The sequence below is a fragment of the Arthrobacter sp. NtRootA1 genome (assembly GCF_019976975.1).
In the GTDB taxonomy this organism is placed as follows: Bacteria; Actinomycetota; Actinomycetes; order Actinomycetales; family Micrococcaceae; genus Arthrobacter; species Arthrobacter aromaticivorans.
The window spans coordinates 5,018,771-5,030,494 of the sequence record NZ_AP024630.1; the positions used below are offsets into that span (position 1 = coordinate 5,018,771).

The following is an 11,724-nucleotide window of genomic DNA, read 5'->3' on the forward strand; positions in this document are numbered from 1 at the left end:
TCCTGGCTCAGAGACCCTTGCCGCCGGTCACCGGAAGTACAGCGCCCGAGATATAGGAGCCTTCGTCAGATGCGAGGAGCACATACGCCGGTGCCAGCTCAGCAGGTTGTCCGGCACGGCCCAGCGGAGTGTCCTGGCCGAATGTGGGAAGCTTGTCCGGCCACTCGGTGGCCGGGATCAACGGCGTCCAGATCGGGCCGGGGGCCACGGCGTTGACACGGATTCCTTTGGGCCCCAGTTCCTCTGCCATGGCTTTGGTGAACGCCACTTGCGCGGCCTTGGTCATGGCATAGTCCACAAGTTGGGCGGAAGGATTAAAGGCCTGGATAGATGCCGTGACGATGATCGACGCCCCCGGGCGAAGGTGCGGAATCGCAGCTTGTGCTGTCCAGATCAACGAGTACAGGTTGGTCTTGAAGACCCGATCGAATTCCTCTGTAGGAATGGTCTCCAAACCCTCGCGATTCTTTTGATACGCGGCGTTCAGGACCACCACGTTGAGGCCGCCGAGCTCCTGCACGGTTCGCTCCACAATCTCAGCCGCAAACTTTTCGTCGCGCGCGTCGCCGGGCAGCAACAGTGCCTGGGCCCCGCACTCACGGATCCATTCCGCCGTCGACTTCGCGTCTTCTTCTTCCTCCGGAAGATAGCTAATGGCCACATCCGCACCTTCGCGGGCATACGCGATCGCTACAGCGGCACCGATGCCCGAATCACCGCCGGTGATCAAGGCTTTCTTGCCCTGCAGGCGGCCGTGCCCCACATAGCTGGATTCGCCATGATCGGGCTGGGGGTTCAACGGTTTGGTCAGGCCGGGCTGTTCTTGTTCCTGCTGGGGAAATTCGTCGGAGTGATATCCGCTGCGGGGATCCTTGGGGGCCGAGGTGAGGCGATGATCGCCGTTTGCTTGCTGGCCATTGTGGTTTGGGTCGGATTGAGTCATGGTTCTGGCCTTTCTCAGATGTCTGATTCCCGGCTTGCGACGCTACCGTTGGCTGTACCCAGGCACATTGGACTCTAAACGCACGGGCTAGGTCCGGAGCGTTTTGGCCTTCACCATGAGGAACAGTCCGTAGGCGATCAGGCCCACGGCAACGGCCGCTAGAAGGTACGGACCATACGGTTGCTCCCGCAAAGCACGCAGGCTTCCATCAAGACCTGTGGATTGCTCGGGCTGAACGCGAACCGCCGCGATGACCACCAACAGGCCTACGAGCAACAGTGCTATGCCCTTGGTGATATAGCCCACGACGCCAACACCCGATTGGAACTTCCGTGTTGGTTCCTTGTAGGACAGCGCGAGGTCCTTTTCGAAGGTCCGCATCACGCCCCGGACGACGAACACCACGCCGGTGATCATGATGCCTGCGCCAAGTGCAACAAGCAGGACTATCCCGAACGGCGCTTTCATGAGCGTCACAGTTACATCGCTGGCAGATTCCCGACTGTTTTTCCCCCGACCCATGGTGAAGGACAGGATGGTGGCAGCCAGCCCGGCAAACACTATTGCCTGGCCCACGGCGGAAAGCCGCTTGGAAAGCTTGTTGTCTGAGGCCTTGCGGTAGCCGAAGGTTGCGTTGCCCAATTGCCACAAGGCCAAGGCAGCGCATGCGCCGAAGCACGCCCAGAGCAGGATGGGACCCACCGGTTGTGCGGCCAGTTGGGCAACAGCGCCACTGACGTCGGCTTCACCACCGCGCCCAAAGGCGAGCTGAAACGCAATGACCCCGATGAGTATGTGCAGGAGCCCGCTGACGGCGTATCCAGCCCTCGCAAAAACAGCCAGGGCGGGTGAGTTTGAGGCTTCCTCGGCCGCATCAGCGGCCTTCTTCATCTCCTCTTTGATGACAAGCCTCCTTATTGTTTTGTGACTTGTCACCATGGTGCCACTCGAACGAGTACAAGACCACGGGGCGCAGGTGGCTTGCTAGAAACCACACACCGACTGCGGCCAGATACTCCGAAGCCCCACACCCAAAGGGTTGAAGTGCTCGCGGACGGTGGTGACGGCATGGGCCTGGCCGGGGATTTCGCCCCCATGGCCGCCAGCCTCCCCGGTACCCGCAAGGGGCTCGGACTTCACGTGGGCCGCTCCGGTATTCAGTGACGTAGCTGCGATCTGGTCAGGCATTTCGGTGGTCCTTCCGGAGAGTTCCCATCAACTCCATTGGCTGATAGTTCAACCATGGGACGGGGCCCTCAAGAAGGACGCCGGGTCATCTCAAGATTCGCTCAAGAATCCACGCGGCTGGGAAGGCAGGTTCAGAAGTCGAAAATGACCTCCAGTTGTTGGCCCGTCGACAGGGTAACGTGCCCCCTTACACGGGCCCCGTCGTCGTCAATCACGACGGCGGTAGGAACCGCTGCGGGCGCCTCGCCTCCCAGGTACACCAAGGAGGCGAAGATGCTGCGCCCTCCTGCCAAACGGCCTTCCAAGCATCCACAAGCAGCGTGCTGGCCGAAGGGCGATACACCCTCGGCGCGGAAAGTCCCGCTTCCGGAGTAGCCGTACAACGGCCAGATGCCTGTGTGAAGTCCGCCGACTCCAAGAACATCGTCATGCAGCTCAGGCGGCCGGGTATCTGCGAGCGCATATCCGCCGTCGCGGACGCGCAGCCTGGACGGTACCAGCCCTGGGTCGGCCTCGCCCATGTTAGGCGTCTCAACCACGTGGACCCTGAGCTCATATCCACTGGCAGCAGCTGTCGCTGTTGCCACCCGCCAGCGTGAATCGGCGGGATCCTCCACGTCGTTCCAGACCGGCGCATGCCAGCTAGCTGCCTGGTGTTGCCCGGCTTTAAGCTGCCCGGACTCGAGCCGGTGAATCCTCGCGCGACGGCTGGGCGTTCCCTGCGCATCCACGACGGCGAAGTGGTTGTCCACGGGGTCCTCGGTGAAGAGCGGCGCGGTGTGGCTCGAATAGGCCAGGCGGCGGTAATGGGGGTCGTCCGGTCCAGGCGCGTAGTACTTGTCACTGCCGTGGTTGAGCACGCGGGCGATACCGTCCACAGAGGTGGAGTGGAGCAGGTAGTTCGGGCCTTCTGCGTGTTGCACGGCGTCCATGCACTCCCGGGGCGAAGGCTGTTCGACGGCGGTCCACACCGGATGGTCGGCGGGGAGGAGAAGTCCCACGAACGCCTTGGAGGTCCAGTACGGCGACGCCGGGCCGGAGTATCCCTGGGTCATCGGCTCAAAAGCGCTAAGCCACCCAAGTGACGGCAGGCCGTCGTCGTAAGCGCCGCCGTCGAGGAAGTACTTTGCGGCACCGCTGGCGATCCGGCGGCTCTGTCCGGGGCTGAGGGGCGTCGCTCCGATTGCCTCCCCTAGGAACACCGGAGCCACAGCGGCGTAGCGGTAAATCAGCGAGCGGCCCTGGAAAACCGGGGCGCCGTTCCCGCCGAAGAAACGCACATGATCGTCCATGAACGCGGCGAGACGGGCCCGGTAGACCTTGGACCTGGCTTGGGCTTCAGGGTGCCGGTTGGCCGCGAACCCACACCACAACACGGGATAAAGATGAAGCGCCCAGCCGCAGTAGTAGTCGAAGAAATCGCCCGTGCCGTCATTGTCCCCGTCCCGGTACCACCCATCGCCGACGTACCAGTCGTCAAGCCGCTTCAGTCCATGTTCGATCTGGGCTGCGTTGTGCTCGAACCCGGCGCCAGCCAGGAACTCGGCGATCAGGACCTGGAAGAGCACCCAATTGTTGTCCACGCAGGTGCTCCGCGAGGAACCCTGCAGCCACTCGGCCACCTGGGCCCGCTCGTCCCCGGACAGTGTGTCCCACAGCCAAGGTTTGGTCAGCTGCAGGCCCAGCGCAATGGATGCGGCTTCCACCATGGGCTGGGAGCGGTCGCGAATGGGCAGCCACGCTTCAGGACTACCCGGCCGCGTACCCTCAAGGAGGCCCGTCCTGTACAGGTCAAGATGGCCGTGCGGATCGTTGCCCTGCTCCCCCGCCACACGGAAGGCGGCCAGCATGAAGGTGCGCGCGAACCCCTCCATGCCGTCGGACAAAACACCCGACGACGACGGGCGGCCGCTCAGCCGGATCAGCGCCTTCTGCGCGGAGAAGTAGGGGCGCACCGCGAGAAGCTGCTGATCCGCGAAAGCGACCCAGTGATCCCGCGTCCATCCGGTGATGGGGCTGAGCTCGTAATCCGGGGCGGGCATGGTGAAGCCGGTGGCCATGGGTCTCCTGCGGGTGTGCTGTCTCCAAGAGCCCTAACCGTAAGCCATTGAATACCGCCGTGGGGCAAGGCGAACAAAACTGAACGCAGGCTGGGCAACAGCAGCCCGTGGCGTTTGAGTCGGCTGCGATTTTCGTTGTTGTACCAGTTGGCCAGTGGGAAGATGATCGAAGAGTTGGGCCTCCACCACACGGGGATGCCGGCGAACTGGCGGCGCGTGCCCACCCAAAACAGGCGGTGACCGAGCCATGACAGAGCACAATCTGCAGCGGAGGTTGCGGGTGTCCGACGTCAACGTCGTCGATCACCGCACTCTGCGGAAGGCGCTTGGGGGCACCATCGTGGGTAACACGATGGAGTGGTACGACGTTGGCGTGTTCGGCTATTTGATCACCACAATGGGGCCGGTGTTCCTGCCGGAGGCGGACAGGGCTGTGCAGAACCTGTTCCTGCTGGGAACCTTCGGTGCTACGTTTATCGCCCGGCCGCTGGGCGGGATCTTCTTCGGCTGGCTGGGCGACAAGATCGGCCGGCAGAAGGTCCTGGCCATGACCCTGATGATGATGGCCGGCGCGACGTTCGTCGTCGGCCTGCTTCCTGGGTACGCGGTGCTGGGCATCTGGGCCGCGGTCCTGCTCGTGGTCACGAAGCTGGTCCAGGGCTTCTCCACGGGGGGCGAGTATTCCGGCGCCACCACGTTCGTATGCGAGCACGCACCGGACCGCCGCCGCGGCTTCTTCGTCAGCTTCCTGGACATGGGCAGCTACCTGGGATTCGCACTGGGCGCCGCACTGGTGTCCGCGCTCCAGCTGATCCTGGGTCAGGGACAGATGGAGGCATGGGGCTGGCGCATCCCGTTCCTGATCGCAGGGCCGCTGGGCATCGTGGCCATCTACTTCCGCATGAAGATCGAGGAGTCGCCCGCTTTCAAGGCCACACAGGAGGCAGAGGCCGTGGCTGCCCAGCATCACGAGACCGGCGACGAGCTCCGCCCCGTCGGACCGGTGGGGATCTTCCGCGATCACTGGCGCCACATCGTGCTGGCCATGATCCTCGTGGCCGCGGGCAACACTGTGGGTTATGCGCTCACGTCCTACATGCCCACCTACCTGACCACCAACAAGGGGTACGACGAGATCCACGGAACGCTGCTGACCGTTCCTGTGTTGGTGGTCATGTCGCTGTGCATCCCGCTTACGGGACGCCTCTCGGACAGGATTGGCCGCCGCCCAGTGCTCTGGATCGGGGCCATCAGCACCGTTGTCCTGGCGCTTCCCGCTTTCCTGCTCATATCGATCGGAACCGTTCCTGCCACGCTCGCGGGCCTGGCCATGGTCGCGTTTCCGGTGGCGTTCTTCGTTTCCATCCTCGCGTCGGCGCTGCCGGCACTGTTCCCCACTGCGCACCGCTACTCTGCCATGGGCATCGCCTACAACTTCGCCGTGGCGATTTTCGGCGGCACCGCACCGTTCATCATTGCCTCGCTCATCCAGGCGACAGGCAACGACCTGATGCCGGCGTTCTACCTCATGGCGACGTCGGTCATCGCGGCCGTTGCTATCTACTTCCTGCCGGAGTCCGCCAAACGGCACCTTCCCGGCTCAATGCCCAGCGTGGACTCCGAGGCAGCCGCCCGCGAGCTGGTAAAGACGCAGGATCACAACCCGCTGCTGGAGATGGATACGCTCCCGTTCGACAGCAGCTACGAAGCCGCCCAGGCGGCCCACGAGAACCGCCCGAACAGGCCGACGGCGATGTGAGCACCGGGCCGAACAACCCCTAACGCTTGTGTTGACGGTACGAAGGACGGTCAGAAGCGCCGCCCGTTGAGCGGCGCGGTACGGCCAGCTACTCCGCGCACGACGTCGAGCAGAGCTTGGGCCGTGCGGCCTGAAAGCGCGCCAAGATGTCATCCATGGCCCCCTGAAGGAACTCCGCCGAAATGTTCCAGTGCCTATAGTTCATAATGAACAAACTGAACACAAATGAACTTGATAGGCGGGGACCTACATGCTGTCCGAGGATCGTCAACAGCTCATCCTGAGGGAATTAGCCCTTCACGGTTCCCTGAATGCTGCCGAATTTGCGGCCAAGCTTGGAGCCTCCGGCATGACAGTACGGCGGGATCTCGCGATACTTGCTGAGCGGGGGTTGCTCGAACGGGTGCATGGGGGAGCCGTTCCTGCCGGGGGCCGAACAACCGGAAGCGGCGCGACTGTACAGCATTCCGCCTCCTGGCAACCGGGCGGGAGGCGGCCTTGGGCGACGATCGGGATGATCGTTCCGTCGGCGTCGTACTACTTCCCGGGAGTGATCCGCGGCGCCGAGGCCGCCGCCCAAGAAGCGGGTGTGCGATTGGTACTTGGTGTATCCAACTACTCGGGCGAGGAGGAACGCCGTCAGCTCCGCCGCCTTTATGAACATGGGGTGGACGGGATCCTGGTCACGCCGAGCGAGGAGTCGTTGGCTGGCACAGAAACGCTGGACCTGCTGGCCGCAGCTGAGGTGCCGGTGATCGTCGTCGAGCGCTCCATTGATAACGCCCTGGATCACGGAACGCTCGAAGCCGTGCGGAGTGATCATGCGCGCGGGGCAGAGATCGCCGTTAAGCATCTGCTGGGTCTCGGCCACCGGAAGATCGCGTTGTGCCTGCGCGAGAACAGCCCGACGGCGTCGCAGCTGATTGACGGCTACCGTCGAGCCATGGAGCGGGCCGCGCATACTCACGGCGCCTCGGATCCTAACCGGGACTCCATGGTTCGCACGATGTCCCGGGCGCAGAACGATCCGAAGGCCCACCGGCTGGTGGTTGACGGAATCCTGGACTGGTGCACCGAAACCCGGATCACGGCCGCGATAGTCCACAGCGATGAGGACGCCCTCCAGTTTGCCAGCGCTTGCCAAGAGCGGCAGCTTCGCGTCCCTGAGGACTTTGCGATCATTGCGTACGACGACGAAATCGCCGCCCTGGGGGCCGTTCCGTTGACGGCCGTGGCGCCTCCGAAGTACGACGTCGGGCATCAGGCGATGGTGATGTGCCTGAATCGGATTGGCGCAAGACGCGGGAGCACCTCTGCGCTGCAGCGCGTGAACTTGTCTCCGACGCTGATGGTCCGGGACTCGACCCAAACCTGAATGTTCACTCCTGTTCACTTCGTTGAATTTGTTCATATGTGGCGATTTCAATGGTGATTAGTCAAATGTGCCGTAGAGCACACCCCGACTTCGCATCGTGAACTTCAAAGGAGAACAGAATGAAGCGTCGCAAGCTTCTGCTTGGAGCGGTAAGCCTGATGGCCAGCGCTGCCCTCGTTACCGGCTGTGGCAGCACGACGGCAGCCACGCCAACGCCGACTGAAGACCCTTCAGGGACCATCACGTTCTGGTCCCCGTTGGCCGGGATGGACAAGGTTGCTGCCGCGTTCAATGCCAGCCAGAGCAAGATCAAGGTCAACTTCGAGACGGTGCCCAACGGTTCCGGAGGCGGTTACGCCAAGCTCTCCACCGCCGTCACGGCAGGCAATGGACCGGATGTCGCAACGATTGAATATCCGCAATTGCCGCAATTTGTCAGCAACGGCCAGCTCCAGCCACTTGATGGTTTGATCAACAAGTCCGCCACAGTGGACAAGCTCAAGGACGAAACCAAGTCCCTGGTGCAGTTCGGCGATAAGACCTTCGCCCTGCCTTACGATGCTGCCCCGATGATCATGTGGTACCGCAAGGACATGCTGGACAAGGCCGGTGTAGGCGTTCCGAAGACATGGGATGAGTTCGAACAGGCGGGCAAGAAGTTCAAGGCGATCGCTCCGGATTCCTTCCTGACCAGCTTCAACCCTAACGAAGCTTCGCTGACCGGCGCCTTGGCGTGGCAGGCAGGGGCCAAGTGGTTCGGCACCGACGGGGAGAGCTGGAAGATCGGAGTGAACGACGACCCAACCCAGAAGGTCGCCAGCTACTGGCAGAAGCTGATTGACCAGAAGATCGTCAAGGTCCAGCAATCCTTCAGCGACGAATGGAGCGCAGATTTGGCCAGTGGCGCCGTCGTCGGTGTCCTGGGCGCGAACTGGAGCGCAACAGGAATTCAGAAGCGTACCGAAGCCAGCGGGCAAAAGGGCCAGTGGATCGCGGCTGAGGTTCCCAACTGGGGAACGCCTTCGGACGCTTTCTACGGCGGTTCCACGTTCAATATCACCAAGAGCAGCAAGAACCCCGCCGCGGCGGCCAAGTTCATCGAATACCTCGCCACCAATTCCGATGCCATCAAGGCACGCGGCAACACCGGGTCCGCGTTCCTGGCCTTCCCCGGGCTCACACCTGTAGCCCAGCAGGCCTACGACGCGAGCTACTTCGGTAACGACATCTACTCGGTCTTTGATAAGGCCTACTCCACCATCACGCCCGGTTGGCAGTGGGGACCGAACTGGGACATTACCAACACGGCCCTCAAGGACGCATACGGCAAGCTGACCACCGGCGGCAAGATCACGGAGGCCGTTGACACAGCACAAACCGCAACAGTGGCCGGACTCAAGCAGAACGGCCTCTCCGTCAAGGAGTAGGGCCCTACGACGGGGTGGTTTCGGGGATCCCGGAGCCACCCCGCCCGAGGAGATGAATCATGGTCACCCAAGAAACCACCGCAAACGCCGGGGCCCGCCAAAGTGCCCGCAAGCAACGCTCAATGTCCGGAACGGGCGGCCGCACGGCGGCGCTGTTCCTCACGCCCTTCTTCGCAGTCTTCACCCTCGCAATGGTGGCGCCCGTCGTTTACTCAATTGTGCTGAGCTTCTTCGCCCAGCAGAAGTCCGGTCTTGGCTTCGGCGAGGCCAAGACCTCGTTCGTCGGTCTGGAGAACTACCTGCAGGTCCTGCAATCCGAAAGCTTCGTGGGCGGCATCGGCAGACTCGCCCTCTACTGTCTGATTTATATACCTTGCATGATGGGCGGCGCCTTGGCGTTCGCGCTCTTGCTGGACGCCGGCGTCGCTCGTGCCAGGAAGCTCTTCCAGCTCCTTGTCTTTCTCCCCCACGCAGTGCCCGGTGTCATCGCGGCCCTGATCTGGGCCTACCTCTACACGCCGGGGGTTAGCCCGATCGTGTCGGTCCTGGAATCAGGCGGGATCTCGCTGAATTTCCTGGACAACCACATGATCCTTCCCTCCATCGTCAACATCTCCGTGTGGGAGTGGACCGGCTACAACGTCATCATTCTCTTCACGGCGCTGCAGGCTGTGTCCCGCGAGGTTTTGGAAGCAGCACGGGTAGACGGCGCCGGCGAAATCCGTGCCGCCATCAGCATCAAGCTGCCGCTGATACTTCCGGCCCTGAGCGTCATCATGCTCTTCACGGTTATCGGCACACTTCAGCTCTTCACCGAACCATCCATTATCGGCAAAGCCACCGCCTCCGTCACCAGCACCTGGGTTCCGAACATGTGGGCCTACGACGCCGCATTCAACAGGCATAACCTCAACCAGGCCGCGGCAGCGTCCATCATTATCGCGCTCCTGGCCGCCGTGCTGTCCTGGGCCGTGACCCGCTTCAGCTCAAGGATGAACAAAGCATGAGCACCAGTACCATGCCCAGACAACACGCCACGCCACCGCAGACAACGGCATCAGAACGCCGGAACGCCAAACGCAGCCGCAGGTTCACCGGCACCTTCACCGTCAACGCACTGCTGGTCATTGGCTGCGCGTACATGGTCCTGCCCGTCCTGTGGCTCTTCATCGCCTCAACCAAGAACACCGCTGACCTGTATGGCACCGGAGCGTACGCGTTCGGCCAACCCGCCTTCCTTGACAACGTAGCTGCCGTTCTGGGGCAGGACGGCGGCGTGTTCCTGCGCTGGATGGCGAACTCGATGTTCTACGCCGCGTTCGGGGCGGTCTTCGGCGGGCTCATCTCCGTCATGGCAGGCTACGCGTTCGACAAGTTCCAGTTCCGCGGCAAGGATTCCTTCTTCGGAGTGGTCCTGGTAGGCGTCCTTATCCCCAACACCGCCACCGTTTTGCCCATGTATTTGTTGGCTTCGGTGTTCGGCATCACCAACACCGTTTGGGCCATCCTCATCCCGGTGCTCTGCAACCCGTTCGGGGTGTATCTGGCCCGGGTGTACTCGGCCGCCTACGTCCCTGGCGAGACCCTGGAAGCCGCCCGTGTGGACGGCGCGGGTCCGATCCGTTCATTCTTCTCCCTCGGGCTGCCGATGATGATGCCCGGCTACGTAACCATTGCCCTGTTCCAGTTCGTGGGAGTGTGGAACAACTTCATGCTCCCCTTGGTGATGCTCCAAGACCAGAAATTGCTGCCCGTCAGTGTCGGTATCTCGATCTGGCAGGGCTACTCCGTGCCACAGCCGGAATTTACGCCCATGGTCATCACGGGGTCGCTGCTCTCGATTGTCCCGCTCCTGCTTGCCTTCGTTATGTTGCAGCGGTTCTGGAAGTCAGGACTCAGCGCGGGAAGCGTCAAATGAGCACCAACTCCCTGAACGTGGCCCTGGCGATGCCCGCCAGCACAGCACGCACTGTCTTTCCGCCGACCAGCCTTGATCCGTTGGAGCGTTCGTTGAACCTTCTCAGTCATGACCCGATTGAGGACTTCCACTCACCGGAAGGCCGGGCTGTCCTGGTGGAAGCGGACGTCCTCATTACTGGCTGGGGATGTCCGATGATCGACGACGCGGTCCTGGATGCCGCACCCCGCCTCCGCTATGTCCTTCACGCTGCAGGCACCGTGAAACACCACATTGGAGACGCCTGCTGGGAACGCGGCATCCAGATCAGCTCCGCCGCTGATGCCAACGCCATCCCCGTTGCCGAGTACACAGTTGCAATGATCGTCCTGGCCAACAAGAAAGTGCTCCAAATCGCCCAGGCCCTGCACTCCACCCGGACGGCAGTACCTGCGGAGCAGCTCTTTCCAGACATGGGCAACTACCGCAAGCGGGTCGGCATCATTGGAGCCTCAAAGATTGGCCGGCACGTCATTCGCCTCTTGGCTGGCTACGAGCTGGAAGTGGTGGTCGCCGACCCATACCTCAGCGCCTCGGAGGCCTCTGCACTCGGCGTCGGGCTCCTCAGCCTGGACGAGCTCGTGGCGAGTAGCGACGTCGTGAGCCTCCACGCGCCGTCGCTCCCCTCCACGAAGAACCTCATTGATGCAGGACTGATCGAACGGATGCGGCCGGGAGCCACGTTCATCAACACCTCGCGAGGTGAGCTGGTGGACCAGGAAGCACTTCTTGCGCGAGTGGAAAAGGGTGACCTTTATGCCATCCTGGACGTCACCACGCCCTGGGTGTTACCGGCAGAGTCCCGGTTTTACTCACACCCCAACGTGCTGCTCACCCCACACGTGGCGGGGTCGCTGGGCACCGAGCTCGAACGCATGGCAGCGAGCGCCGTGCAGGAAGCACTCCGGCTATCCCGCGGCGTGCCCCTCGCCTACCAACTGAAAGCCGAAGATCTCGCAATCACGGCGTAGGCCGCCTCACCACATACCAAGTCCGTGACATGTGTCATTCCCCA

10 protein-coding genes are annotated in these 11,724 nt (G+C 62.4%); 6 read left to right on the forward strand and 4 right to left on the reverse strand.

Translation table 11 applies throughout. The annotated features are described in order from the left end of the window. Positions 1 to 7: 7 nt before the first annotated feature. From LDN90_RS22920 to LDN90_RS22935, 4 genes are all read right to left on the reverse strand, one after another. On the reverse strand, positions 8 to 943 hold the full coding sequence (locus LDN90_RS22920; protein WP_216926223.1) for an SDR family oxidoreductase: 936 nt from the start codon (positions 941 to 943) through the stop codon (positions 8 to 10). 87 nt (positions 944 to 1,030) lie between these two features. Continuing rightward, the gene (locus LDN90_RS22925; RefSeq protein ID WP_216926222.1) at positions 1,031 to 1,834 is read right to left on the reverse strand and encodes a DUF1206 domain-containing protein; all 804 of its coding nucleotides are present in this window, start codon (positions 1,832 to 1,834) and stop codon (positions 1,031 to 1,033) included. Between the two features lie 93 nt (positions 1,835 to 1,927). After that, a complete protein-coding gene (locus LDN90_RS22930) occupies positions 1,928 to 2,131 on the reverse strand; it encodes a hypothetical protein (RefSeq protein WP_216926221.1) in 204 nt (67 codons plus the stop codon). 131 nt (positions 2,132 to 2,262) lie between these two features. After that, positions 2,263 to 4,191, reverse strand: coding sequence for a DUF2264 domain-containing protein (locus LDN90_RS22935; protein ID WP_216926220.1), 1,929 nt, complete (start codon positions 4,189 to 4,191; stop codon positions 2,263 to 2,265). 247 nt (positions 4,192 to 4,438) lie between these two features. On the opposite strand from LDN90_RS22935, the gene LDN90_RS22940 reads away from it, so the two are divergent. From LDN90_RS22940 to LDN90_RS22965, 6 genes are all read left to right on the forward strand, one after another. Beyond that, a complete protein-coding gene (locus tag LDN90_RS22940; protein ID WP_223947258.1) occupies positions 4,439 to 5,950 on the forward strand; it encodes an MFS transporter in 1,512 nt (503 codons plus the stop codon). Positions 5,951 to 6,200: 250 nt separating this feature from the next. Beyond that, on the forward strand, positions 6,201 to 7,325 hold the full coding sequence (locus LDN90_RS22945; RefSeq protein ID WP_216926218.1) for a substrate-binding domain-containing protein: 1,125 nt from the start codon (positions 6,201 to 6,203) through the stop codon (positions 7,323 to 7,325). A gap of 119 nt (positions 7,326 to 7,444) precedes the next feature. Next, a complete protein-coding gene (locus tag LDN90_RS22950) occupies positions 7,445 to 8,752 on the forward strand; it encodes a sugar ABC transporter substrate-binding protein (RefSeq protein ID WP_223947259.1) in 1,308 nt (435 codons plus the stop codon). A 59-nt stretch (positions 8,753 to 8,811) separates the two neighbouring features. Continuing rightward, entirely contained in the window at positions 8,812 to 9,759 is a 948-nt protein-coding gene (locus LDN90_RS22955) for a sugar ABC transporter permease (RefSeq protein WP_223947260.1), read from the forward strand. Beyond that, positions 9,756 to 10,670, forward strand: coding sequence for a carbohydrate ABC transporter permease (locus tag LDN90_RS22960; protein WP_216926215.1), 915 nt, complete (start codon positions 9,756 to 9,758; stop codon positions 10,668 to 10,670). Before LDN90_RS22955 ends, LDN90_RS22960 begins: the two co-directional genes overlap by 4 nt. After that, on the forward strand, positions 10,667 to 11,680 hold the full coding sequence (locus tag LDN90_RS22965) for a hydroxyacid dehydrogenase (RefSeq protein WP_216926214.1): 1,014 nt from the start codon (positions 10,667 to 10,669) through the stop codon (positions 11,678 to 11,680). The genes LDN90_RS22960 and LDN90_RS22965 overlap by 4 nt, the downstream gene beginning before the upstream one ends. Positions 11,681 to 11,724 lie beyond the last annotated feature (44 nt).